Source organism: Microvirga sp. TS319, assembly GCF_041276405.1.
Taxonomy (GTDB): Bacteria; Pseudomonadota; Alphaproteobacteria; order Rhizobiales; family Beijerinckiaceae; genus Microvirga.
This window is the reverse complement of record NZ_JBGGGT010000002.1, coordinates 2,188,598-2,213,239: the sequence shown is the minus strand read 5'-3', so window position 1 is coordinate 2,213,239 and position 24,642 is coordinate 2,188,598. Positions and strand designations below refer to the sequence as shown.

Annotated in this window: 19 protein-coding genes and 1 pseudogene; 11 read left to right on the top strand and 9 right to left on the bottom strand. The window is 63.7% G+C overall.

The genetic code is table 11. From position 1 onward, the window contains the following. The first annotated feature begins 45 nt into the window (after positions 1-45). Complete coding sequence (locus tag AB8841_RS19755) at positions 46-504, top strand: MarR family winged helix-turn-helix transcriptional regulator (RefSeq protein WP_370437508.1); 459 nt, start codon at positions 46-48, stop codon at positions 502-504. Positions 505-933: 429 nt separating this feature from the next. Next, positions 934-1,146: pseudogene (locus tag AB8841_RS19750) on the top strand (enoyl-CoA hydratase/isomerase family protein); the annotation flags it as partial. 740 nt (positions 1,147-1,886) lie between these two features. Here AB8841_RS19750 and AB8841_RS19745 read toward each other — a convergent pair. Together AB8841_RS19745 and AB8841_RS19740 are read right to left on the bottom strand one after the other, a co-directional pair. After that, entirely contained in the window at positions 1,887-2,807 is a 921-nt protein-coding gene (locus AB8841_RS19745; RefSeq protein WP_370437507.1) for a DMT family transporter, read from the bottom strand. Positions 2,808-2,881: 74 nt separating this feature from the next. Next, on the bottom strand, positions 2,882-3,184 hold the full coding sequence (locus AB8841_RS19740) for a hypothetical protein (protein ID WP_370437506.1): 303 nt from the start codon (positions 3,182-3,184) through the stop codon (positions 2,882-2,884). A gap of 197 nt (positions 3,185-3,381) precedes the next feature. On the opposite strand from AB8841_RS19740, the gene purT reads away from it, so the two are divergent. Further along, positions 3,382-4,554, top strand: a complete 1,173-nt coding sequence (purT, locus tag AB8841_RS19735; protein WP_370437505.1) for a formate-dependent phosphoribosylglycinamide formyltransferase — start codon at positions 3,382-3,384, stop codon at positions 4,552-4,554. Positions 4,555-4,557: 3 nt separating this feature from the next. Here the strand turns inward: purT and AB8841_RS19730 are convergent, their stop codons facing one another. After that, positions 4,558-6,096 (bottom strand): peptide ligase PGM1-related protein, encoded by a 1,539-nt coding sequence (locus AB8841_RS19730; protein WP_370437504.1) that lies wholly within the window; start codon positions 6,094-6,096, stop codon positions 4,558-4,560. 195 nt (positions 6,097-6,291) lie between these two features. Between AB8841_RS19730 and AB8841_RS19725 the strand changes: the two genes are divergently transcribed. From AB8841_RS19725 to AB8841_RS19715, 3 genes are read left to right on the top strand one after another with little or no spacing between them, the layout of a single operon-like run. After that, positions 6,292-8,412, top strand: a complete 2,121-nt coding sequence (locus AB8841_RS19725) for a PAS domain-containing protein (protein WP_370437503.1) — start codon at positions 6,292-6,294, stop codon at positions 8,410-8,412. A gap of 1 nt (position 8,413) precedes the next feature. Further along, a complete protein-coding gene (locus AB8841_RS19720; RefSeq protein ID WP_370437502.1) occupies positions 8,414-8,845 on the top strand; it encodes a response regulator in 432 nt (143 codons plus the stop codon). Continuing rightward, complete coding sequence (locus AB8841_RS19715) at positions 8,842-9,882, top strand: sensor histidine kinase (RefSeq protein ID WP_370437501.1); 1,041 nt, start codon at positions 8,842-8,844, stop codon at positions 9,880-9,882. The genes AB8841_RS19720 and AB8841_RS19715 overlap by 4 nt, the downstream gene beginning before the upstream one ends. Positions 9,883-10,261: 379 nt before the next feature. On the opposite strand, the gene AB8841_RS19710 is transcribed toward AB8841_RS19715, so the two are convergent. From AB8841_RS19710 to AB8841_RS19700, 3 genes are all read right to left on the bottom strand, one after another. Further along, positions 10,262-10,588, bottom strand: a complete 327-nt coding sequence (locus tag AB8841_RS19710) for a hypothetical protein (RefSeq protein WP_370437500.1) — start codon at positions 10,586-10,588, stop codon at positions 10,262-10,264. Positions 10,589-10,812: 224 nt separating this feature from the next. Further along, positions 10,813-11,148 carry a hypothetical protein gene (locus AB8841_RS19705; RefSeq protein ID WP_370437499.1) on the bottom strand — a complete coding sequence of 112 codons (336 nt, stop codon included), beginning with the start codon at positions 11,146-11,148 and terminating at the stop codon, positions 10,813-10,815. Positions 11,149-11,530: 382 nt separating this feature from the next. Further along, positions 11,531-13,024 carry an acetyl-CoA hydrolase/transferase family protein gene (locus AB8841_RS19700; protein ID WP_370439321.1) on the bottom strand — a complete coding sequence of 498 codons (1,494 nt, stop codon included), beginning with the start codon at positions 13,022-13,024 and terminating at the stop codon, positions 11,531-11,533. Positions 13,025-13,348: 324 nt separating this feature from the next. On the opposite strand from AB8841_RS19700, the gene AB8841_RS19695 reads away from it, so the two are divergent. Further along, positions 13,349-14,992, top strand: coding sequence for a Na/Pi cotransporter family protein (locus AB8841_RS19695; RefSeq protein ID WP_370437498.1), 1,644 nt, complete (start codon positions 13,349-13,351; stop codon positions 14,990-14,992). A gap of 265 nt (positions 14,993-15,257) precedes the next feature. On the opposite strand, the gene AB8841_RS19690 is transcribed toward AB8841_RS19695, so the two are convergent. Next, positions 15,258-15,464, bottom strand: a complete 207-nt coding sequence (locus tag AB8841_RS19690) for a hypothetical protein (protein WP_370437497.1) — start codon at positions 15,462-15,464, stop codon at positions 15,258-15,260. 127 nt (positions 15,465-15,591) lie between these two features. Here AB8841_RS19690 and gcvA point away from each other — a divergent pair, with 127 nt between their 5' ends. Next, entirely contained in the window at positions 15,592-16,527 is a 936-nt protein-coding gene (gcvA, locus tag AB8841_RS19685; protein ID WP_370437496.1) for a transcriptional regulator GcvA, read from the top strand. A 65-nt stretch (positions 16,528-16,592) separates the two neighbouring features. On the opposite strand, the gene mdoH is transcribed toward gcvA, so the two are convergent. Then, positions 16,593-18,785 carry a glucans biosynthesis glucosyltransferase MdoH gene (mdoH, locus tag AB8841_RS19680; RefSeq protein WP_370437495.1) on the bottom strand — a complete coding sequence of 731 codons (2,193 nt, stop codon included), beginning with the start codon at positions 18,783-18,785 and terminating at the stop codon, positions 16,593-16,595. Continuing rightward, positions 18,761-20,281, bottom strand: a complete 1,521-nt coding sequence (locus tag AB8841_RS19675; protein WP_370437494.1) for a glucan biosynthesis protein — start codon at positions 20,279-20,281, stop codon at positions 18,761-18,763. Before AB8841_RS19675 ends, mdoH begins: the two co-directional genes overlap by 25 nt. A gap of 234 nt (positions 20,282-20,515) precedes the next feature. On the opposite strand from AB8841_RS19675, the gene glmU reads away from it, so the two are divergent. From glmU to AB8841_RS19660, 3 genes are all read left to right on the top strand, one after another. Continuing rightward, on the top strand, positions 20,516-21,892 hold the full coding sequence (gene glmU, locus AB8841_RS19670; RefSeq protein WP_370437493.1) for a bifunctional UDP-N-acetylglucosamine diphosphorylase/glucosamine-1-phosphate N-acetyltransferase GlmU: 1,377 nt from the start codon (positions 20,516-20,518) through the stop codon (positions 21,890-21,892). Between the two features lie 176 nt (positions 21,893-22,068). Beyond that, a complete protein-coding gene (glmS, locus tag AB8841_RS19665; protein WP_370437492.1) occupies positions 22,069-23,895 on the top strand; it encodes a glutamine--fructose-6-phosphate transaminase (isomerizing) in 1,827 nt (608 codons plus the stop codon). Then, on the top strand, positions 23,892-24,527 hold the full coding sequence (locus tag AB8841_RS19660) for a GNAT family N-acetyltransferase (RefSeq protein ID WP_370437491.1): 636 nt from the start codon (positions 23,892-23,894) through the stop codon (positions 24,525-24,527). The genes glmS and AB8841_RS19660 overlap by 4 nt, the downstream gene beginning before the upstream one ends. Positions 24,528-24,642: the final 115 nt, after the last annotated feature.

Genomic DNA, 24,642 nt, shown 5'->3' with positions numbered 1-24,642 from the left:
GGCAGCTAATGCTGCATATACAGGATTCGTTGCGGAAGACAAACCATGGATACTGAAACTTTAGCGCTGCGAGCGATGAACGAGTGCCTTGGCTACCAAGCACTCCGGACGGCCCGTATCTTGAGCCGCTACTTCAACGATGCTTTCAAGGCGGTCGGTTTGCAGGGGACGCAGTTCTCCCTGCTGGTGACGATCCGGTTGAACCCAGGCACATCTGTCGCATCGCTCGCCGAGCTGCTGGCGACCGATGCCTCAACCCTAGTGCGCAACATCGCCGTGCTGCGCGCCCGTGGCTTGGTGCATGAGGACGCGACGCGGGGCCGCGCCGGGAAGCGCCTCAGAACGACGCCGGACGGCGACCGAGTGCTGGACCAGGCTCTGCCAATCTGGAATACGGCCTTCGAACGGCTTAAAGAGAGCCTTGGGGACGAGTCCGCGGCGAAGACTCTTGAAGCGTTGAGGACTTTGGAGAGGGCTGCTGACCGGCCTTCACCCGCAGACTGACGATCGCTTTACCAATTTTGTCGGCCGCACATTGTTCGAAATAGCGAACCTTATGGTCAGCCCATGGCGCGGGGCTGACCTTAGCCGTATTTCCGCAATGGAACTGCGAAGCGACCTTCACGGGAGCTCGCTTGAGGGCTCAGGTTGACCCGATCCTGACATTCTCAGACGATTGGGCCTTTGGGAACGTCGATTTCTCACGTGCAGTCTGTGCGGTGCCATCTGATGCTTCTCAAAGACCCGTTCTTTACAGAGGAGCGCGATGGCAGCGATCCGGCGCAGATCCTAAACGTAAGGAAAGCAGGGCATCCAGACAAGGATCGGCGCTCGACTGAAATTCTCTCGTCTGAAACGTCGACCTATTCGTTTGTCACTCCGCGACGGGCGCTCGACACGGGAGGCACTCTGAACCTCAAACAGGAGCCTTGCATGTCGAGCCCAGTTCTTTGCGAAATCTCGGAAGGAATTGCCACCCTCACACTCAACCGCCCCGAAAAGCTGAATGCGGTCAACTATGGTATGGCGGACACTCTCCTTGCGGTTCTGGATACCTTGGAGGCCGACGGGAACATTGGCGCCGTGATCGTGACGGGGGCCGACGAACGAGCCTTCTCCGCAGGCGGCGACATCAGGGAGTTCTCGCCGATCGTCCTGATGCTGTCCTAGAGCAAGCATTCTGACGGGATCAGAATGCTTGCTCTTTCTCTTTGGCGAAGCATCGTTTTTCGCGAAGAATCGGTTCCCACTTCTTCGCACGATGCTCTAGGGGCAAATCAGTGACTATGGCGGCGGACGGCACATTCTCGATGCCCTGCCACCTGGCTCAACGCTGATTGCGGATCGTTGCTATGACCGAAACTGGTTCCGGGAAGCTTCCAAGAAGCTCTTCCAAGAAGCTTTTGCCGACAGGGACATCGCACCCGGTATTTCGCCGCCCAAGAACCGGAAAACCCTCATAGCTTACGACAGGGTGCTCTTTCGCCAGCTCCACGAGGTCGAGAACATGTTCGCGAAACTCAGGACTCGCGTCGGGTCGCTACCCGGTTGTCCCAAGCCAGCATCCAAACGTTTACCAGCCAAAGGCAAAAGTACCGTGAGACACTGCCTTACATGCAGGAGGTCGCCTCCCTTCTAAGCAGTAGGTCGCAGGTTCGAGCCCTGCAGGGGGCGCCATTCGCACGCGGGCGGCCACGCGGTCGTCCGGGGCAGTCTCCCTTGCCTAGACACGCGCGTCGCCCCTGCGATGGGGGAACCGAAGCCACCCGACCGGGCGAAGACCATCCAGCATCGGACACGAAATCGAACCCACATCCGATGCAGTAGGTCTCTGTTTTCGAGCATCCTTTCACGCAAAGCCGGTCCCCGCTTTTGCGCTCGATGCTCTAACGTGCCGTCGGTTCTGTTGCTGCGGCGGGCTCCTGCGGTATTTCCGAACCTGCCTTTGCGGGAGGGGCGTTCTTGAGGGTCTGTTCCCGCGCGAAGATGAACAACCCTGCGCCGACCACGATGGCGATGCCGACGAGGGCCAGGGAGTCGGGCCATTCATCGAAGAAGAGGGCTCCGATGAGGAGGGCCCAGAGGATCTGGCTGTACTGCGCCGCACCGAGCCGGTCCGCCGGCGCATAGGTGGTCGCGACGACGAAGAGGGCCTGAGCCACGAAGGCCGTGGCCGCGAAAGCGAGCAGCAGAACCCATTGGGGCAAGGTCGGCCATGCGAAGCCCGGGATCATCAGGACCCCGGCGATCGCCGCAGTCCCGAGAAACACGCTTCCGATCAGGGTGTAGCGCTTTTCCGTCGTGCCGATCATTCGCCCCATGATCACGCCGCCCGCCGAGCAGAGCGCGGCCGCAATCGCGATCAGGTGCCCGGGGAGGATTTCCCGAAAGCCGGGGCGGACGATCACGAGCACGCCGATGAACGCCGCGCAGACCGCAAGGCCGCGCCGCCACCTGACCGTCTCCTTCAGGATGAAGATGGACAGGACCGTCACGAGGCTCGGCATCAGGAACAGAAGGGCGAAGGCTTCCGCGAAGGGAAGCCTCGTGAACGCCATCACGCTCAGGGGCGTCGTCACCGATATGAAAAACACCCGCAGGCCCATCAGCCACGGCCGCTTCCAGCGCACGAGATCGCCGAGCCTGTCGCCCGGTTTCATGAAGGCCGGGGAGAGCAGCAGGGGGATCAGGTAGCCGAAAAACGTCACCTCGAACGGATCGAGGCCGTGGCCGATGGCCTTCACAACCGCGTCGCCCCAGGCGAAGACGGCAAAGGCAAGGAAAGCAAGGACGATGCCTTTGACCATATCGGAAATGCTTCAAGAGACGGGACTGCGTCCGCGCAGCCCCTGATACCATGGGACGGATCGGTATGAGAGTTTTAGCGCGCCGCCAAGCGGGGACGCCGCCGCTCCACCACGATGACCTTGGCGCCTTCGCGGCGATCCAGGATCCGGTCGGCGAGGGCGGAGCGCTCCAGCTGGCGCGGCTGCGCCGCGAGCTTCTGGGCCACGGGCCTGACCTCGTCCTCCGCCATGCCCATGAGCTGGGAGGCGATTTCGACCTGCCAGTCGAGGTTGTCCGTCAGGCCCTGGGCGGCGGCGATCGCCTCCTCAAGGGACGGGGGTTCGATGCGAGTGACCCGCCGGCCATAGCGGTTCGGTGTTTTCTTCGTTCCAAGCATTCCGCTTCTCCTGGGCTCCCCTTAGCGTATGGATCCGGCGTTCGCACAATGCGCAGGCGTGACGGCAGGGATGCGCCTGACGCAGGCTTCGTGGCAAGTCGGCGCGACCCTGCTGGAAAGAGGCGCAAAATCATGCTTCCACAGAACGCAGTGCGACGGCCGGTGTTTCGTGCCGGAGCAGAGGAAAGGTCACGATAGTGGGAAAAGCCAAAATTCTCCTTCTCGGATCGGGCGAGCTCGGCAAGGAGTTCGTGATTTCGGTCAAGCGCTACGGTTGCCATGTGGTCGCCTGCGATTCCTATGCCCATGCTCCGGCCATGCAGGTCGCCGACGAGGCCGAGGTTTTCCCGATGCTCGATGCGGACGCCCTGAGGCGCGCCATCGAGAAGCACAGCCCGGACTTCATCGTCCCGGAGATCGAGGCGATCCGCACCGAGGTGCTCCAGGAATTCGAGGACAAGGGCTTTACGGTCGTGCCCTCCGCCCGTGCGGCATCGCTCACCATGAACCGTGACCGCATCCGCGAGCTTGCCGCGACCGAACTCGGTCTGCGCACGTCCAGGTATCGTTATGCGGAGAGCCTGGACGAGGTGAAGGCGGCCGTGGACCACACCGGGCTGCCCTGCGTGATCAAGCCGGTCATGTCGTCCTCCGGCAAGGGCCAGAGCACGGTGCGGTCCGCCGATCAGCTCGAACAGGCCTGGGATTATGCCGTCGCGAACATGCGGGGTGACCGCAGGAAGGTCATCGTCGAGGAATTCGTGGCGTTCGAGTATGAGATTACTCTCCTGACGGTCCGCGCCCGGGAGGGCGTGTCCTATTGCGCGCCCATCGGGCATCGGCAGGAGCGCGGAGATTATCAGGAGTCCTGGCAGCCGACGCCGATGACGGACAGGTTGCTGGCCGAAGCCCAGGACATGGCCCGCAAGGTCGTCGACAACCTGGGTGGTTACGGCGTTTTCGGGGTGGAGTTCTTCGTCACCCGGGACGAGGTGGTCTTCTCCGAATTGTCGCCCCGCCCGCACGATACGGGATTGGTGACGTTGCTGTCCCAGAATCTCTCCGAGTTCGATCTCCATGCCCGCGCCGTCCTCGGCCTGCCGATCCCGAACATCCGCTTGAGAGGTCCCACCGCCTCAGCCGTGGTCCTGGCGGATCGGGACGCGGAGCGCTTCTCCATCGAGGGCCTGGGAGATGCGCTGGCCCTGGGTTCCGACGAGAGCGAAGTCGAGGCCCGCATTTTCGGAAAGCCGACGACGCGGCCGTATCGCCGCATGGCGGTGGCACTGGCCTCCGCGAGCACGGTCGAGGAGGCGAGGGCGCGCGCCCGCGAGGCCGCCGCCAAGATCCGGATCGAATACGAGGAGTGAGCCTCAGGCGGGGCGGCATTCCCGGTCGAGCACCTCGGTCGTACGGCGATGGAATTCCTCGGCCTGCTCGTGCGTCCGCGCGATGCAGAGCACGCCGAGCTTGCCGAATTCGGAGAGGGCGCCGATCAGGTGAAACATCACGCCCTGCTGGCACGCTCCGTCGAAATGGAGGCCGTTCATGGCGGCGATGTCGATGAGATCGGCCGGCAGAAGCCCGCGATAGGCATCCGATTGCACGTTGTCCGAGGCGTAGTAGCAGCGCGTCTGCCCGGACGGGGTCAGAAATGTCCCGGTTCCGGGATCGTATTGCCCCCCGGTGAGGTATTCCAGCATGAGGAAAGGATGGGTGGTGCCGCCTCGGCGCAGGTTGATTTCGATCGCGTAGTGGCGCCATCCGTCATCGTCCTTCACGGAGAGGAAGTCGATCGCGAAGCGTCCGAGCACGCCCTTGGCGGCCAGCGCACGGGCCGCCTTCATGCCGCTTTCCTGAATCCCGAGCCGGTACGCGTCGTCCGCGGGAAACAGACATCCGAGGAAGACCTGTCCGCTTTCTCCGCCGAGAACCTGATCGTGGGTGGAGACCGCTTCCAATCGGCCCAGGGGATCGACGCGGAACTGGACCGAAGGCGAGCGTTTCACATCTCCTTCGATGAATTCCTCGACGATACCTCCCATGACCGAGAGCTTTTGCGCGAACAGCTCCCAGGTCATGTCCTTCGCCTCGAAGGCGAGCCAGGGCAGGCGGTCTTCGACCCATGTCCGCAGCCTGGAGCACTCAGGGGCATCCTGGTAGGAAAAAAGAGCGTTTCCCTCTCCGGAAAAACCCTCCTCGAGCTTGACCACCGCCCGTCGGATGCCGGGCCTGCGCGCTCTGAGCTCGACGAGAGCGTCGGCGATCTCGTCGACGCCGCGGAGATCTTCGAAACCCTCCGGCCTCTCGATCCCGGCCTCCCGGAAGATCTTTCGCGAGCCGCTCTTCGAGCCCCAGTGCAGCAGGTTCGGATCGCATCCGTAGATCGGCAGGTTCAGCCTGAGCGCGAGGTTCCGTTCATGGTCCGTCACGTTGAAGCAGATCATGTAGGCGGCGTCCGGATCGGGGATCGACGCCCGGAGGCGTTCGAGCAGGCGGGGCCTGTCCAGGATCTTCGCCGTCAGGGCCGCCGAAGACCCGTCGTGGCACGAAAGCAGGATCAGGCGGCTGCGCGCGTGCTGCGCCGGGATGCCGGGCAGCAGATGCAGATAATAGTCGATGATGGATTCCGGGATCGAATAGCTGGACACATAGATCACGCGGGTGCGCGGCATCCGCAGCAGCATGAGATAGCACAGCATCCGCTCCTCGTAATGGTGGGCGCCGGGAATGGTGGCCAGGACCTGCGCATCCATGCTCAGGCTGGGCACGATCAGGACGGTTCGCGGCGCGTCCGGCGAAGCGAGAGAGCGGAATGTTCTCCCGAGCCGCGCCTGAAGCATCGGAAAATCCTCCGCTTCCGCGTTCGCCGCGGTGCCGATTGCCGTCACGGACGCGTATTCCGTTTCCAACCGTGTCTCCCGTTATGCGTAATGCCGGAACGTCGCCGGCGCGATTCAGACCGGAACGCATCTCGCGAAGATCGGTTGCGTCCTGGCGAGGCTTTGCCGCGAGAGATCTGGCGTCGGCCGGGACGCGTCCTACATTAAGCAGAGCCCTAAGGGCGGGAAATTGTAGGGGAGCCAGGCGTCGTCTGGCTTAAGGCATTGAAATCCATAAACTTCGAGGCTCTTTTCAACGCTTCGCCGAACCCATATGTGCTGGTCGATCCCTCACTGGTCATCATGGGGATGAACGATGCGTATCTGCGCGCAACGATGCGCAAACGGGAAGAGCTGGTCGGGCGCGGCATGTTCGAAGCCTTTCCCAGCGATCCGGCCTCGGAAAGCCATAGGCAGCTCAATGCTTCGTTCGAGCGGGTCATCCGCGAGAAGGTGACGGATCATTTGCCGCTCATCGAATACGCTATCCCGTTGCCCGACGGCGAAGGTTTCGAGGTTCGCTACTGGAGCGCCACGCACTCGCCCCTGTTCGACGACGCGGGGGAGCTGGTCTCCATTCTCCAGCACACCGTCGACGTCACGGAACTGCACCATCTTCGGGCCTTCGCGCAGACGTCGGTGTTTCTGTCGGGCCCGTCGGCACTGATCGAGACCGATATGTTCCGCCGGGCCCAGGCGGTGCAGGAGGTCAACCAGGCCCTTTCGCGGGAGCGCCAGCACCTGCAGGAACTGTTCGAGCAGGCTCCCGGCTTCATCGCGGCGCTCAGCGGCCCGGATCACGTGTTCACCATGGCCAATGCGGCCTATCGCCATGTGGTCGGTCGCGCGGACCTGATCGGCAAGCCGGTGAGCGAGGCTTTGCCGGAAGTGGTGGATCAGGGCTTCCTCGACCTTCTCAACCGGGTCTACGGCACGGGCGAGCCCTTCGTCGGTCGCGGCGTGCGCATCGTTCTCAGCCAAGGTCCCGAGGACGCCGGCGAGGAACATTTTCTCGATTTCGTGTACCAGCCCATCTTCGGCCGCGACGGAAAGGTCTCCGGCATCTTCGTACAGGGCCATGACGTGACGGACCATCGGCGGGCCGAAAACGCTCTGCGGGAGAGCGAGGAGCGCTTCCGGGCGATCGCGAATTCCATCGATCAGCTCATTTGGGCGACGCGGCCGGACGGCTTCCACGATTACTACAATCAACGCTGGTACGAATATACCGGCGTGCCGGTCGGCACCACCGACGGCGCGGCCTGGAAGGGGATGTTCCACCCCGACGACAGGGAGCGCGCGTGGACGAAATGGCTTCACTCGCTCGAGACCGGCGAGCCCTATCACATCGAATACCGGCTGAGGCACCGTTCGGGCCAGTATCGCTGGGTGCTCGGGCGTGCGCAGCCCGTCTACGGCGACGAGGGACGGATCACGCGCTGGTACGGCACCTGCACGGACATCCATGATCTCAAGGAGGCGCAGGAGGAGCTGCGTGCGAGCCGGGAGCGCGCAATCCAGTCCGAGGAGGAGACCCGTCGTCTGGCCGGAATGCTGGCGGAGCGGGTCGGGGAACTCGACGCGGCGAACGAGGAGATCCAGCGCTTCGCCTATATCGTGAGCCATGACCTGCGGTCCCCGCTCGTGAACATCATGGGCTTCACGAGCGAGCTCGAGAATTGCCGGGCGGACATCGAGAGGTTCTACAAGAGCGTCTCCGACAGTCACCCGAACATGGTGACTCCGGACGCGCGAGCCGCCATCGAGGAGGATCTCGCGGAGTCGATCGGGTTCATCAGGTCATCGACCGTCAAGATGGACAAGCTGATCAATGCCATTCTCAAGCTGTCCCGTGAGGGCCGCAGGGTGCTGGCGCCTGAGCAGATCAGCATGAACACGCTGCTCGAAGCCCAGCATCACAGTCTTGCCCATCAGCTGCACGACAAGGGAGCCGAGCTGGTCATCGAAACCGTCCCCGATCTCTTCAGCGACCGCCTGGCCGTGGAGCAGGTATTCGGGAACCTCATCGACAACGCGGTGAAATATCTCGACCCGAAGCGTCCCGGCCGGATCGTGGTGCGGGGACAGGATCTCGGCCCGGGGGTCAGGTACGAGATCGAGGACAACGGCCGAGGCATCGACGAGAGAGATTTCGAGCGGATCTTCGATCTCTTCCGGCGCTCCGGAACGCAGGATCAGCAGGGCGAGGGAATTGGCCTTGCACATGTTCGCGCCCTTGTGCGAAGGCTGGGCGGGAGCATCTCGGTCCGTTCGCGACTTGGTGAGGGCTCAACTTTCACTGTCACCCTGCCCAAATACATCAGTATGAGTTCGGAGGCCGCGTAACATGCCCCAGCAGCAACCTGTCACCATCATCATGATCGAGGATGACGAGGGCCACGCCCGTCTGATCGAGAAGAACATCCGGCGCGCTGGTGTGTGCAACGAGATCCGCACGTTCGGCAACGGAACGGCTGCGCTCGAGCACCTGTTCAGTGACGGCGTGCGCAGTTCCGGCCCGTTCCTCGTTCTCCTGGATCTCAACCTGCCCGACATGAACGGCGTCGATATCCTGGCGAAGCTGAAGAGCGACGACACCCTCAAGCGGGCCCCGGTCGTGGTTCTGACCACGACGGACGATCAGCGCGAGGTGCAGCGCTGCTACGACCTGGGCGCCAACGTGTACATCACCAAACCGGTCGAGTACGAGTCCTTCTCCCAGGCCATTCGCCAGCTTGGCCTTTTCCTGTCCGTTATTCAGGTTCCCGACACGCTGTGAGCGACACTACGCCTATCCGCCTTCTCTACATCGACGACGATCCCGGTCTCGGGCGCTTGGTGGAGCGCGCGCTCTCCCGGCATGGCTTTCAGGTCACTCACGCGCTCGGCGGCGACGAAGGCCTCGAACGGCTCGCGGCGGAGCCCTTCGACGTGATCGCGCTCGATCATTTCATGCCCGGCAAGGAGGGCCTCCAGGTCCTGGCGGAGATCCAGACGCTCGCCGACCCGCCGCCGGTGGTCTACGTGACCGGGGCGGATGAGGGGCGCATCGCGGTGGCGGCCCTCAAGGCGGGTGCGTCCGATTACGTCATCAAGGACGTCGGGGGCGTCTTCCTCGATCTGCTCCATTCGGCGGCCGGGCAGGCCCTCGAGGCGGCGCGGCTGCGCCGGGCCAAGGAGGCCGCCGAGCGGGAGATGCGCGAGGCGCGCGAGCGGGCGGAGATGCTCATTCGCGAGGTCAACCACCGGGTGGCCAACAGCCTGCAGCTCGTGGCCTCTCTCGTCGCCATGCAGCAGCGCGCGGTCGCGGGCGACACGATCGCGCAGGATACCCTCGCCGAGACCCAGAGCCGCATCACCGCCATCGCGCAGATCCACAGGCGCCTCTACACCTCCGACGATGTCCGCTTCGTCGAGATGGACACCTACCTGGAGGGTTTAGTGGAGGAATTGGAGGGCGCCATGCGGACGGCGGGCCGCGCGCATACGATCTCGCTCCGGGCTGAGCCCATTCCGATCCCCACCGACAAGGCGGTGTCGGTCGGCGTGATCGTGACGGAACTCGTCACCAATGCATTCAAATACGCCTATCCGGAGGGAGCCAGCGGCGACATCCGCGTGATCCTGGCGAGTTCCGGCGAGCGGATCAGTCTGTCCGTTGAGGATGACGGCATCGGCTGGACGGGAACGGGCCAGGTCCAGGGCAGCGGCCTGGGAACGAAGATCGTGCGCGCCATGGCCTCGAACCTGCAAACGGCGATCGAGTTCGACCCTCAGCACACGGGCACGCGGGCGATTCTGTCGTTCTCGATCTGACGGGTAGCTGGAGCATCGGCCGTGAAAAGTGGAATCCACTTTTGGGGTCGATCCGATGCTCCCACGATAGAACAGCGCATCGTTCTTGCGAAAAACCGGGTCCACTCGAAGGGACGTCGTGACCCGGCTGAAAATCCCAGAGCAGATCGACGCCGTCGCCCTCCTTGTAAAGGAAGGTGTCGTTGCCGTCGTTGCCGTAGAGGTTGTCGCCGATCTTGACCCCTAGGCCACCCTTCTACAGCATCGGACATGAAATCGAACCCATGTGCGATGCTGCAATTCTACGTTCTTGAGCATCTTTTCACGCAAAACCGGTTCCCGCTTTTGCGTTCGATGCTCTAGGTCAGGGTGCCGTTGCGCTTGCCGTCGTTGCCCTCGATCAGATCGGCAAGGAGTGCCCGTGGGAGGGCGTGCCGCTGCCCGGATCGATCGGAACGGGCTTGTCGGTGCCCGGCGTGCCGAACGCGACGCCGACGTCGAACGGGCCGACGGATTTGCCGACTTCCCCTTCCATGGTGACGTCCTTTTCGACCTGCATCACCTTGTTGGCTTTGGCGATGTAGGTCGTCACGTCGGGGCCCTTCACTGTCAGGCCGGACAGGAGGGCTTCATGGGACACGTGAAAGAAAAGGCCCCGCAAGTCGGCGATGTCGGGAGCATCCTTGGGGCTCGCGATCAGGTCCGTCACCTTCACGTCGAAGGTCAAGGTTCCTGCCGGTGTTTCTGAAACCGTGATGGGAGCCCCAGGCTCCCCATGCCGAGGAGGTCGACGGTACGAAGATTTGAGGAGGACATCGGGCGTCCGATGATTGAGGCGTTACTGATGGCTCCCCGAGGAAAGTAGACAACAGAACAGTATGCTTAAGCTAAATTACGTATATCATTCGACATGACACAACGTAACGCAACTTATCATTCCGGAATGTGGTCTTACTTGCGCTGCTCTCTCTTGTATGTGGCCGCCGCGACCTTTGTCCGTATGGCGCTGGCGATGAGGCTGAGTTCGCGCTGAACGCGGTTCAGCCGGGAAAGCAGCTCGCCATCTTCCATGGTCGGCAAGTTCGAGAGGGGCTCTTCCACCGGAGCCTCGCCGATATAGCGGCGGATCTCCTCGAGAGTGGTCGGGCCGATATTGGGAACCGTCAGCCATTGCGCATCCGAGATGCTGGCGACTTCCCTGATCGTGGGACATCGGCCCTGGAATTCTGCGAGAACTGCACCACGGACTCGCCCCGAGCACTTCTCGATAGGAAATGGATCATCCAAACCCATCTCGCTTCCCCGGATCCCGATAGGTGACGTACTGCCTATTTGCATCGGCTCATTCCCGAACTTGGCATTACAGGTTCACATGCGTATCTGTTGCATATGGAAAAGAGCAGAGTTCCTTAAGTTGATACAAGGCATGCTTGGGGAGTAGCCAAATCGGCTCGTGTGGCGAGTCTGTGGCGAGAGCGTGAATCAGAGCCCAAAGAATGTGAATAAGTCAGGCTCGGATGGCCTGTCGGGCACCTTGAGCATCGGACGTGAAAAGTGGAATCCACTTTGGGGATCGATCCGATGCTCCCTTCTTGGAAACAGCGCATCGTTCTGGCGGAAAACCGGGTCCACTTTTCGCTAGCGCGGCCCGCTGGGTCCGCACGGTGCGCTAGGACGGCAGCATGCTTCCGGTCTTTCGAGCGCGCATATGCCACGAAAAAGCCTCTTCCAGAACATGTGGCGTGTGGCCCCCGCGTTGCGACGCGCGCTTCAGGTAATCGGCCGCCAGTTCGCGATAGCTCGGATGAATGCAGTTGCGGATGATCGTTTCCGCGCGTTCGCGCGGCGCCAGTCCGCGAAGATCGGCGAGACCGATCTCGGTCGCGAGCACGTCGACGTCGTGCTCGTTGTGGTCCACGTGCGTCGCCATCGGCACGATACGCGAGAGCGCGCCCTTCTTGGCGAGCGATTTCGTGACGAAGATGCCGAGATAGCCGTTGCGGGCGAAGTCGCCGGAACCGCCGATGCCGTTCATCATGTGGGTGCCGTTGACGTGCGTCGAGTTCACGTTGCCGTAGATGTCGCATTCGAGCGCCGTGTTGATGCCGATGACGCCGAGGCGGCGGATGACCTCCGGGTGGTTGCTGATCTCCTGCGGGCGCAGAACCATCCTGTTCTTGTACCGGCCGATATGCGGGATCACGCGATCGTGGGCGTCCGGCCCGAGCGTGATGGACGATCCCGACGCGAAGGCAAGCTTGCCTGAATCGAACAGTTCGAAGGTGCTGTCCTGCAGCACCTCGCTGTACATCTTGAGATCGTGAAAGGGGCTGTCGACGAGCCCGTGGAGGACCGCGTTGGCGATCGAGCCGATCCCCGCCTGAAGCGGGCCCAGGGTCGTTCCGAGCCGACCCTTCCTGACCTCCGACTGGAAGAACTCGATGAGATGGCCCGCGATGGCGGCGGTTTCCGAATCCGGCGCCTCGATGGTGGCCGCGCTGTCGGATTTCTGCGTGATGACGATGGCGGCGATCTTGCCGGGGTCGATCGGAATGAAGGGCAGGCCGGCGCGGCTCTCGGGCGACACGACCGGGATCGGCTCGCGGAAGGGCCGGCGGGTCGGGATGTAGATGTCGTGCAGGCCCTCCAGCGCGAGCGGCTGGGCCAGATTGATCTCCACGATGACCTTGTCGGCCAGGATGGCGAACGTCGCGCTGTTGCCGACGGAAGTCGTCGGGATCAGTCCTCCGTCCTGCGTGATCGCCGAGGCCTCGACGATGGCGTAATCGATCGGGCCGAGCTGGCGCGAGCGAAGCATCTCGACGGTCTCGGACAGATGCTGGTCGATGAACATGACCCGGCCGTCGTTGATGGCCGCACGCAGGGTCGGGTCGGCCTGGAAGGGCAGGCGGCGGGCCAGGACGCCCGCCTCGGTCAGAAGCTTGTCGTTGTCGTTGCCCAGAGAGGCGCCCGTCATCAGGGTGATGCGCAAGGGCTCCGAGGCGGCCCGTTCGGCGAGAGCGAGCGGGATGGCCTTCGCATCGCCCGCGCGCGTGAATCCGCTCATCCCGATGGTCATGCCGTCCTTGATCAGCAGGGCCGCCTCTTCCGGCGACATCACCTTGCCCCAGAGCGTGCTGAGGCGAATACGATCGCGATACATCGATGAATCCATGGCACTATCCAAACCCGCCGCCCGGACCGGCCGAACCAGGGGCTCCCGCGCACCCGGGAAAGGCTCCGGGCCGGCGGTTCAAGCCTTAGGCCCGCCGGCGCTCAGCCGATAGGCCTTTCGATGCAGGGCTGCGTTGATTCCGATCACCCCCGCTCAAAAGGGCAGGGCGAGGCATAAATTCATGGCTTTCAAGCGAAAAATCCGGGAAATCTCCCCGGACCCGTCATTATTAGCCGGCAACCTTATTGTCGTTCCGGGACAACGGGGCTAAGCAGAAGGTTTACCGCTCGTCTGTCGCTCGCTGAGGAATAAATGTCCGCCACCACCGTCTTGATCCACCTTCTCGGTGAGATTGCCCTGCTGCTGTGGGGCATCAACATGGTCAATAGCGGGGTTCAGCGCGCCTTCGGCAGCGATCTGCGGTGGATCCTCGGCATCGGCCTGAGGACCCGCCTGCGCGCCTTCCTGGCGGGCGTCGGCGTGACGACGGTCCTGCAGAGCAGCACGGCCACCGCGCTGATGGTGGCGTCCTTCACTGCGGGGGGCGCCGTCGATATGGTGCCCGCCCTGGCCGTCATGCTGGGCGCGAATGTCGGCACGACCCTGATCGTGCAGGTTCTGTCCTTCGACATCACCCTGATCTTCCCGATGCTGATCTTCTTCGGCTATATCGGCTACAAGCGGGGTTCGTCGAGCCGGTTGAAGGATCTGGGGCGGGTCGCCATCGGCCTCGGCCTGATGCTGCTGTCCCTTCATCTCCTGAGCGAGACGATCCGGCCGATCGAGTCCTCCGAGGTGCTCAAGAACGTTCTGGCGGTCATCGCACCGGACCCGCTGATCCTGGTCTTCCTGTCCGGCTTCTTCGCCTGGATGGCCCATTCCAGCGTCGCCGCGATGCTGTTCATCATGTCGCTCGCCAGCGCCGGGGTCATCGACTCGCATGCTGCGCTGGTCATGGTGCTCGGCGCCAATCTCGGCAGCTCGGTCAACCCGATGCTGGAGGGGCTGGGGGGCGACCCGGCCAAGTTCCGGGTGCCCTTCGGCAATCTGGCCATGCGCGTGATCGGTTGCGTGGCGGCGCTGCCGCTGATCGATGTCGCTCTGGGCTATCTGACCATGCTGGAGCCCGATCCGGCCCGCCTGGCGGCGAACTTCCATACCCTGTTCAACATCGCGATCGCCGTGATCTTCATCGGGCCGCTGCCGTGGATCGCGAAACTGCTCATGAGGGCGTTTCCCGAGAAGCTGGTCGCCTCCGATCCCGGCATGCCGCAATACCTCGACAAGGACGCGCTGGACACGCCCTCGGTCGCCCTATCGAATGCGGCCCGTGAGGTCCTGCGCATGGCCGACACGGTCGAGATCATGCTGCGCAGCTCGCAGGACCTCTTTCGCGAGGACGATATCAGCCGGGTCGCCGAGGTGAGCCGCACGGACGATGTGGTGGACCGCCTCTACAGCGCCATCCGGCGCTATCTGAGCTCGATCAACCACGAGGCCTTGAGCGAGACGGAAGCCAAGCGCCTTTCCGACATTCTGGCCTTCGCCATCAACCTGGAGCATATCGGCGACATCATCGACAAGAACCTGATGGAACTGGCGGCCAAGCGCATCAAGAACCACCTGCGCCTGCCCAAGGACAGCCTCGACGACATCACCGGCATGCACAACAAGCTGCTGGAGCACCTGCAGCTCGCCGCGTCCGTCCTGATGTTCCAGGACATCGGATCGGCCCGCCGTCTCGTGTCGGAGAAGGAGCGTTTCCGCGACCTGGAGCGCGCCGTCACCCAGAAGCAGCTTGAGCAGATCCGCTCCGGGCGGACCGTGGGCGATACCAGCGCGCTTCAGCTCGACATCGTGCGCGACCTGAAACGCATCGAGGCTCACATCGCGGCGACGGGCCATTCGCTGCTGGAGCAGAGCGGCCAGCTCAAGCCGAGCCGGCTTTCGTCCTGAGGCCCTCCAGCATCGGACGTGACATCGAACCCACATCCGATGCGGTCAGTCTATCGCCTCGAGCATCGTTTCACGCAAAACCGGGTCCACTTCTTCGCGAAAAACGATGCTTCGCCAAAGAGAAAGAGCAAGCATTCTGATCCCGTCAGAATGCAATTTGCTCTAGAGCCTTTTCCGCAAAAGTGGATGCCGGTTTTGCGAAGAAAAGGCGTCTTTCTCAAACAACAAGAGCCTTTTCCGTGAACCGAAGTTCATGGAAAAGGTTCTAGAGGCGCGTCTCGTCCTTCAGGCGAGCCCAGTCCATGTAACGGTGGGGCTCGGACAGGCCGATATCGCGCCTGTCGTGATCCGACAAATGACGCAGGTCGGCGGTCGGATTACGGCGGACCTGGCGAAACGAGCGCAGCCACATCTCCAGACGCGGCCAAACGCTTCCGACGCCGCGCAAGCGGCGGGCATCTTCGTACCTCATGACGATGTCCATTGCTGTTGTTCGGGGCTCTCGCCCCTTGTTCATCCGGTAAGACGATGCTCCTGTTCGCGAGCCTTGACAAAATGAAACGCAAGGGGCTGGCATAAGGCAGCCTTATGGATCACAGATGCCGAAACCGGTCTCCAGACTTCCTCCCATGAGCGCGGTCCGCGTCTTCGAAGCGGCGGCCCGGCACCAGAGCTTTACCCGGGCGGCGGAGGAGCTCGGCATGACCCAGGCCGCCGTGAGCTATCAGATCCGGATGCTGGAGGATCGTGTCGGCGCGCCGCTCTTCGTGCGCATGCCCCGGCAGGTGACGCTCACGACGAAGGGGCAGCAGCTCGCTCCGGCCGTGACGGAGGCGTTCGATGCGCTCCGGGCGGCCTTCGCCGGGGTCGAGGAGATGGTGCAGTCGGTTCTTACCGTCACGACGCTGAGCACCTTTGCGTCCAACTGGCTCATTCCCCGATTAGGTCGCTTCCAGCATCTGTTCCCGCATATCGCGGTGCAGATCTCCGTCAGCGAGCAGGTCGTAGAACTCGGTCAGAGCGAGTTCGATCTCGCCATCCGCAGCGGGCAGGGCACGTGGCCCGGGCTCGAGGCCCATCTCCTGGTTCCTAATCGGTTCACCCCGGTCTGCAGTCCCGATCTGATCCGGGACGCCGAACTGACAGAGCCGACGGATATCCTGAAGTTTCCGATCATCTCGCCGAGCGACCCATGGTGGAAGGAATGGTTTTCCGCGGCGGGCGTGCCCGAGGTGGATCTCTCCCGGCGCCCCGACAACTCGCTCGGCGTGCAGCAATTCGAGGGCATGGCCGCAATGGCCGGCCAAGGCTTCGCCCTGATCAATCCCTTCTTCTTTCCGGACGATCTCGCTGCGGGACGCCTTGTCCAACCCTTCGATCTTCTGGCCGAATCCGGCCGGGGCTACTGGGTCGTTTATCCGAAGGGGCGCAGGCGATCGCCCAAGATCGAAGCGTTTCGGGACTGGATCCTCAGCGAGGTCGCGGGGGATGCGGAGAAGGATTTTCTCACCCGCGGGATCAAGGCCAGGGCGTGAGCCCCGGCCCAGGGTATCGGACGTGAAAGCGAGGCAGCCTTTGCGTCCGGGACGCGAGAGAATGGCTACTCGGCCGCCTGAGCCTCCGTCGGCTTGTCCTTCAGGCGCACGAGCATGTTGAGCAGGCCGCGATCGTGCAGCACGACCATGCGCTCCTTGGGATGCAGCCATTTGACGGCATCCTCGATCGTCTCCGCATCGGCGAGCTTGGCCTCCGCCAGGGCGCGTTCCGTCTCGATGATCCCGCGCTTGCGGGTCGCCGCGGGCGGCAGCATCTCGATATGCCGGTCCCTCAGGGCGGCATCGGCATAGATCGCCTTGAGGCTGTCCTCGTCGTCGAAGCCGAGGGTCGCGTTGCGCACCTGCAGTTCGTTGGCCCGGACCGCGATGGAGGGCGGCTGGTGCTCCTCCGGAGTCAGGAGGAGACCGAGCCTCTTGAGGGCGAGCCCCGCGCCGAGCTGGCCGCTGAGCCATGACAGGGGAATCGCCAGCAGAAGGCCGATGATGGTCGGCGACATCCAGAGAAAGAGCGACGTGGCGATCATGAAGGCCGAGACGCCCGCGAGCGCGCCCAGCACCGTATGGGCTCGATGGCGGCGGACGATATCCCCGAACGGGATCGATCCGTCGTCGCGGCGCTGCGGCTGCCAGCCAGTGTCGCGGCCCAGCAGGATCTGGAATACCGATCCAGATTGGATGAGCATCAGGATCGGCGCGAGAAGCGCCGACAGGATGATCTCGATCAGCGACGAGACGACCAGGCGGAGGCCGCCGCCCGAGGCGCGGCGATCCTTGCTCCGGATCAGCATCAGGATCAAGCCGAAGATTTTCGGGGCCAGCAAGATCCCCATCGTCAGCGCGAACAGGGCCAGGGCTCGTTCGGGATCGAACCGGGGCCAGATCGGATAGAGACGGAAATCGCGGGAGAAATACTCGGGCCGGATATACGTGGTCTGCAGCACGAGCGCGATACCGACGATCAGCTGGAACAGCCAGAAGGGCGACGCCAGATAGGACATGATGCCCGTAGCGAAGTGCTGCCTTGTCGGAAGCTTCAGGCCCTTGGCGGTGACCACGCGCATATGCTGCAGATTGCCCTGGCACCAGCGCCGGTCGCGGGCCGAGAGATCGATGAGGGAGGGCGGGCTCTCCTCGTAGGACCCCTCGAGATCAGGCAGCATGTAGACGTCCCACCCGGCACGGCGCAGAAGGGCCGCTTCCACGAAGTCGTGGCTCAGGATGTGGCCGCCGAAGGGCGGCTTGCCGCGCAGGTCGGGCAGGCCGGCATGGGCCGCGAAGGCCTTCGTCCGGATGATCGCGTTATGGCCCCAGTAATTGCCGTCCCGGCCCATCCAAACCGACAAGCCCATGGCGATCACCGGGCCGGTGACGCGGGCGGCATATTGCTGAAGGCGCGCGAAGAGGGTGTTGCGGTTGATGATGAGGGGCAGCGATTGGATGATGCCCGCATCCGGATCGGCCTCCATCGCGGCCGCGAGGCGCACGACGCAGTCGCCCATCATGAGGCTGTCGGCGTCCAGCACGAGCATGTGCTCGTAATGGCCGCCCCAGCGGGAGACGAAATCGGCGATGTTGCCGGCCTTGCGGTGATGGTTCTTCGCCCGGTGGCGGTAATAGAACCGCGCCTTCGGGCCGAGCCGCTCCCTGAGAGCCAGGAAGGCGCGTTCCTCGGCGACCCATGCGTCCGGATTCGTCGTATCCGAGAGAATGAAATAATCGAACGCATCGCCAAGGCCGGTCGCCTCGACGGATTCGTAGATCGCCTCGAGGGCCGCGTAGGTTCTTGCCGTCTGCTCGTTGTAGACGGGCATGACGATGGCGGTGCGCGCCTTCAGCGAGGCCGGCAACGCCGCGGGCCTCCGCTGCCGGAGAAGAGCGACGAACCCGAGGAGGGCGCTGGTGAAGGCCACCGCGATCCAAGAGAAGTTGATCGTGAACAGGGCAACCAGCACCCACTGGAGTGCGGTCGTGCGGCTCACCGACACCACCTGGTACATTTCATAGGTGCCGTAGGCGGTCACCAGAAGGCCGCCGCCGAACACGAAAAGACGCGCGAGCCAGGTTCCGAGCTTCGAATTCCGCCGCACGGGCTTGCGCTCCTGGTCCGCCGACCAGCGTCTCAGATGCTGGGTCGGCATGTCCAGATGCTTTTCGGGGGGCATGACGGATTCGGGCCGCCCGAGGGCAGCGATATTCTGGTTCGGGTCGGAACTTAGGGTGTCCAACGATACAGCCATGTCTCGCTTATCGGTTTCCCGCCTGCTTCGAGGATGAGACGCATCTCACACGCGTTTTCGTTGCCCGGGTCAAGCTCGAATGCAACGCGGATCGTCTTCCGCTCCGGATAGGGCAAAAGTTTGAGGTTCTGGAACGAGCCCGGACCAACGGTGAGGACTGATCTAATGTCCTTCGGCCAATTGTCACCCAGCATCTCCCCGGAAAAGTCGACGGTGAAGCGCCGTCGCCGTCCGGAACTGCCCCGGCCGGACCGGGTCGCGATGACGGTCGCGAGCGGAGGCCTTTCGGGCGAGTTCCAGCCCCAGTATTGCCGATAGGCGAACGGGACCTCCGTATTCGCCGCCATGGGGGCGCGCGGACGCCAATAGGCCAGGATATTGTCGTTGATCTCGGCATCCGTGGGGATTTCGAGGAGCTGGACGCTGCCTTGGCCCCAATCGCTCAAGGGTTCGACCCACAGGCTCGGCCGGCGCTCGAACCGCTGGTCGTCGTCCTGGAAAGAGTCGTAGTTTCGCTCGCGCTGAAGCAGGCCGAATCCGCGCGGCGAGCTGTCGACGAAGGCCGAAATCTGGAGGGTCTCCGGATTGTGCAGGGGGCGCCAGAGCCACTCGCCTTGGCCGTTCAGCATCTGGAGGCCGGACGATTCGTAGACGGACGGGCGAATGTCGTCCGCGTTCCGGCGGTCGTTCGGACCGTAGAAATAGGTCGAGGCCATGCCGCCCAGGCCCACATGCTCCAGGTTCACCCGGGGGAAGAGGGTCGTTTCCACGTCGACGATCGTCATATCGCCCGGCCGGAAGGTCATCCGCACCGCGCCGGTCGTCGAATCCGAATCCAGAACGCCGTGGATCGTGATGCTGTTGCTGCCCACGCTCGGACGCTCGATCCAGAAAGACCTGAAGATCGGGAATTCCTCGCCCTTCGCTTCGGCGGGCTTGAGGGTGAGGGCCCGGGCGATGACGCCGTAGTTCTGGCCGCGACCGAGGGCCCGGAAGAAGGTCGCTCCCTGGACGATCGCGAAGTCGAAAGGCTTGCCCTCGGCCGGCTGCGCGATCAGGCGGAAACCGGAAAAGCCGATATCCTTCAGGTCGTTGGGAACGTTGATCCCGTTAAAGTTGAACTGGGCGGGATCATAGGACAGCCGCCGGATGTTCCCGTCCTCGACGATGTAGAGATCGACCGCGTTGTTGAAGACGAAGCCCCGGTGCAGAGGCTCCAGCGCGATGCCGCGGCCTTCCGAGCTCCAGATCGGCTGCTGGAGCGATTTGATGGCGACGTACTGCTCGTAGTTCAGGTTCGAGAACACATCCGGAAGATCGTTCTGCGGGGGCACGAACGGCTTCTTCGAAAGCTGGCGGGCGATGTCGGTGACGCCGGCCGGATCGAAGCGCTGTCCGTCTCCCATCATGGTCGCGATATTCGCTTGTGGAGTCTGGGCCCGAACCGCGGGCGCGAGCGTGAACGCGGCAACTGAAGCGCTGAGATAGGCCAGCACATCGCGTCGCCGAGGATGAGAAGGGCGTGATGCCCCCAGCGAAACCGACACAGTGATACTCTTACGTGAATTTGGCTCTTCGGCCTGACAATCAGGAAGACTCATGATTTATCATCGAACATGAGTATGAAGTAAACGAGGCAGTTCGCGTTCGGGGCCGTTCCCCATGAAAAGATTGCCGAAATACCCCTTCTGGTTTAGCTGCATCCCTGACCCCTACCGGATTGAAGCCTGATGACATCGAGCCATTCCCCCATGACATCCGCCGCCCGGAGCTGCCTGGCCGTCGTGCTGGCCGCCGGGGAGGGGACCCGGATGAAATCCGCCAAGCCCAAAGTTCTCCACCACGTCGCGAACCGCTCGCTCGTCGGGCATGTGCTGGCGACCCTGGCGGAGGCCGGCGCCACGCAGACGGCCGTGGTGATCGGGCCGGACCGCGAGGATGTCGAGAAGGAGGTGCGCGGGATCCTGCCGGACGCGCGGATCTTCGTGCAGCGCGAGCGGCTCGGCACCGGCCACGCGGTTCTGAGCGCCAGGGATGCCCTCGCGGCGAAGCCGGACGACGTCATCGTCGCCTATGCCGATACGCCCCTCGTCACGACCGAGACCTTCGCCCGGCTGCGCGCCCCGCTCGCGGAAGGCGCGGCCGTCGTGGTGATGGCTTTCGAGGCCAGGAACCCGGCCGGCTATGGGCGCCTCATCACGTCCGGAGACGACCTGCTCGCCATCCGGGAGCACAAGGACGCCTCGGAGGCGGAGAGGGCGATCACGCTCTGCAACGGCGGCCTGATGGCGATCCGGGGCGATGTGGCGCTGACGCTTCTGGAGCGGATCGGCAACAGCAACGTCAAGGGTGAGTATTATCTGACCGACATCGTCGAGATCGCCCGCGAGGCCGGGTACAGGGCCGCCATCGCGGTCGTGCCCGAAGAAGAGGTGCACGGCGTCAACGACCGGGCGCAGCTCGCGGCCGCCGAGCGAATGATACAGGATCGGCTTCGGGACAGGGCCATGGCGGCCGGCGTCACTCTCGTCGCACCCGAGACGGTCTTCCTCAGCCACGACACCGAGTTCGGCCAGGACGTGGTCGTGGAGCCGCACGTGGTCTTCGGTCCCAATGTCGTCGTCGAGGCGGGAGCGATCATCCACAGCTTCAGCCATCTGGAAGGAGCCCGCGTTGCGTCCGGAGCCGGGATCGGCCCCTTCGCGCGGCTGCGTCCGGGCGCCGTCATCGGCCCGAAGGCGAAGGTCGGCAACTTCGTCGAGCTGAAGAACGCGAATCTCGGCGCGGGCGCGAAGGTCAGCCACCTGACCTATCTCGGCGACGCCACCATCGGGGCCGGCGCGAATATCGGCGCGGGGGCGATCACCTGCAATTACGACGGCTTCGCCAAGGCCCGCGTCGAGATCGGCGAGGGCGCCTTCATCGGCTCGAACTCGTCGCTCGTGGCGCCCCTCACCATCGGCGAGGGGGCCTATATCGGCTCCGGCTCCGTGATCACCGAAGACGTGCCCGCGGACGCGCTGGCTCTCGGGCGCGGCCGTCAGGTCGTGAAGGAGGGCTGGGCCGCGCGGTTCCGGGAGAAGGCCAAGGCGGCGAAAAGTAAGTAGGGCGGTGCTCCCTCTTATGGGACATCGCGCGACACGAAAAACCGCATTCACTTTCCCGCGCGGTGCGCCAGCTGTCATAAACTGTCACCGAAGTTGATTCCAGCATACCTCGCATTCTCTGTATGGAGAGGCGCAGCATAGCTTAGATTAAATTCGCGAATAGGAAGCCTTGGGGCATGTGCGGAATCGTTGGAATCATCGGCAATACACCGGTCGCAGAGCAGATCGTCGAAGCCCTGAAGCGGCTGGAGTATCGCGGATACGATTCCGCCGGTATCGCGACGCTGGAATACGGCCGTCTCGACCGCCGCCGCGCGGAAGGCAAGCTCCGGAACCTGGAGGCGAAGCTCTCCGAGGCGCCCCTCTCCGGGGTCATCGGGATCGGCCATACCCGCTGGGCCACCCACGGCAAGCCGAACGAGACCAACGCCCATCCCCATGCGACCGACAGGCTGGCGGTCGTCCATAACGGCATCATCGAGAACTTTCGCGAGCTGAAGGCCGGTCTCGAGGCCAAGGGCGTGCGCTTCGAGACCGAAACCGACACCGAGGTCGTGGCGCAGCTGGTGACCTACGAGATGCGCCAGGGCCGCCCGCCCGTGGAGGCCGTCGCCGTCACGCTGCCGCGTCTGCGCGGGGCCTTCGCCCTGGCGTTCCTCTTCAACGGCGAGGACGAGCTTCTGATCGGCGCGCGCCACGGCGCGCCGCTCGCCATCGGCCATGGCGCCGGCGAGATGTATCTCGGCTCCGATGCCCTGGCGCTCGCGCCCTTCACTGACGACATCACCTATCTCGATGACGGCGACTGGGCGATCCTGCGCCGGACGGGGGCCGATATCCGGGACGCCTCCGGGGCGATGGTCCGGCGTCCGCGCCACAGGATTCCCGCGGGCTCCTTCCTGGCCGACAAGGGCAATCACCGCCATTTCATGGCCAAGGAAATCCACGAGCAGCCGGAAGTGGTGGGCCGCACGCTCGCCCATTACGTGAATTTCACCGCCGGACGGGTCGCGCTCCCGGTCGCGCTCCCCTTCGACTTCAAAAGCCTCAAGCGGATCTCCATCTCGGCCTGCGGCACGGCCTATCTCGCGGGCCTGATCTCGAAATACTGGTTCGAGCGGCTCGCGCGGCTCCCGGTGGAGATCGACGTGGCGTCGGAGTTCCGCTATCGCGAGGCGCCCCTGGAGCCGGGCGAACTCGCGCTCTTCGTCTCCCAGTCCGGCGAAACGGCCGATACGCTCGCGTCCCTGCGCTACGCCTCGGGCGAGAAGCTCCATACGCTATCGGTCGTGAACGTGCCGACCTCCACCATGGCGCGCGAAAGCGCGGTCGTCGCGCAGACCCTCGCCGGGGTCGAAGTGGGGGTCGCCTCCACCAAGGCCTTCACCTGCCAGCTCACCGTTCTCCTCTCGCTCGCGATCGCGGCGGGACGCGCCCGCGGCACGCTGAGCGCCGAGGAGGAAAAGGAGCTGGTGGACGCGCTCATCGCCCTTCCAGGGAAGATGAGCGAGGCGATGAAGCGCGAGCACGAGATCGAGATCCTGGCGCGTGAGCTCTCGAAAGCGAAGGACGTGCTCTATCTCGGGCGCGGAACGTCCTATCCGCTCGCCATGGAAGGCGCGCTCAAGCTGAAGGAAATCTCCTATATCCACGCCGAGGGCTACGCGGCGGGCGAGCTGAAGCACGGGCCCATCGCCCTGATCGACGAGACCATGCCGGTGATCGTCATCGCCCCGCACGACCATATCTTCGAGAAGACCGTCTCCAACATGCAGGAGGTGGCCGCGCGCGGCGGGCGCATCATCCTCATCACCGACGAGAAGGGGGCGCTGGAAACCGGCCTCGACACGATGGCCACCATCGTGATGCCCTCCGTGCATCCGGTGGTGGCTCCGATCCTGAATTCGGTGCCGATCCAGCTGCTCGCCTATCACACGGCCGTCTTCATGGGCAAAGACGTCGACCAGCCGCGCAATCTGGCGAAATCGGTGACGGTGGAGTGAGCCATTCCTCCGTGTCGATCCGGCAGGCCCGCGCGTCGGACCTACAGAGGCTCGGCCCCGTCGAACGCTCCGCGGCATCCGTTTTCCGGAGCGCCGGGCTGGATTGGCTCGCGGACGGCGACACGATGGACCCCGCGGTTCTGGCCGACCTGTGCCGGAACGCGACGCTGTGGATCGCCGCCGAGCGCACCGTGCGGAAAAGTGGATCCGGTTTTCCGCTGGAACGATGCGCTAGTCTCAGAAGGGAGCATCGGATTCAATCCCAAAAGTGGATTCCACTTTTGGGTCCGATGCTCCAGCGGGACGAACCCGTCGGCTTCCTGGCGGCCCATGAGATGGACGGGCATTTCTACATCGCCGAGGTGTCCGTCGCGCAGTCGCATCAGCGCCGGGGCCTCGGTGCGCGGCTGATCGGCGCGGCCGTTGCTCATGCGAAGCGGTCGGGCTTTTCGACCGTGACGCTGACGACCTATCGCGACCTTGCGTGGAACGGGCCCTTTTACGCCAGTCTCGGATTCGTGGAGATCGAGCCCGGCGAAACCTGGCCGGGGCACGCTGCTAAGCTTCGGGCCGAGGCCGAGGCGGGCCACGATCCCGCCCGGCGATGCGTCATGGCATTGCGGCTCGATTAGCGCATCGTGCGACCCGGCGGGCCGCGCTAGCGAAAAGTGGCTCCGGTTGTTCGCTCAGACGATGCGCTCATCGATGAAGGGAGCATCGGAGGGAATCCCAAAAGTGGAATCCACT

Bases quoted from the DNA above. Each gene is read 5' to 3' on its own strand.
- AB8841_RS19755 (WP_370437508.1), top strand. From the start codon at position 46: ATGGATACTGAAACTTTAGCGCTGCGAGCGATGAACGAGTGCCTTGGC.
- AB8841_RS19745 (WP_370437507.1), bottom strand. From the start codon at position 2,807: ATGGTCAAAGGCATCGTCCTTGCTTTCCTTGCCTTTGCCGTCTTCGCC.
- AB8841_RS19740 (WP_370437506.1), bottom strand. From the start codon at position 3,184: ATGCTTGGAACGAAGAAAACACCGAACCGCTATGGCCGGCGGGTCACT.
- AB8841_RS19720 (WP_370437502.1), top strand. From the start codon at position 8,414: ATGCCCCAGCAGCAACCTGTCACCATCATCATGATCGAGGATGACGAG.
- AB8841_RS19700 (WP_370439321.1), bottom strand. From the start codon at position 13,024: ATGTATCGCGATCGTATTCGCCTCAGCACGCTCTGGGGCAAGGTGATG.
- AB8841_RS19695 (WP_370437498.1), top strand. From the start codon at position 13,349: ATGTCCGCCACCACCGTCTTGATCCACCTTCTCGGTGAGATTGCCCTG.
- AB8841_RS19690 (WP_370437497.1), bottom strand. From the start codon at position 15,464: ATGAGGTACGAAGATGCCCGCCGCTTGCGCGGCGTCGGAAGCGTTTGG.
- gcvA (WP_370437496.1), top strand. From the start codon at position 15,592: ATGCCGAAACCGGTCTCCAGACTTCCTCCCATGAGCGCGGTCCGCGTC.
- mdoH (WP_370437495.1), bottom strand. From the start codon at position 18,785: ATGGCTGTATCGTTGGACACCCTAAGTTCCGACCCGAACCAGAATATC.
- glmU (WP_370437493.1), top strand. From the start codon at position 20,516: ATGACATCGAGCCATTCCCCCATGACATCCGCCGCCCGGAGCTGCCTG.
- glmS (WP_370437492.1), top strand. From the start codon at position 22,069: ATGTGCGGAATCGTTGGAATCATCGGCAATACACCGGTCGCAGAGCAG.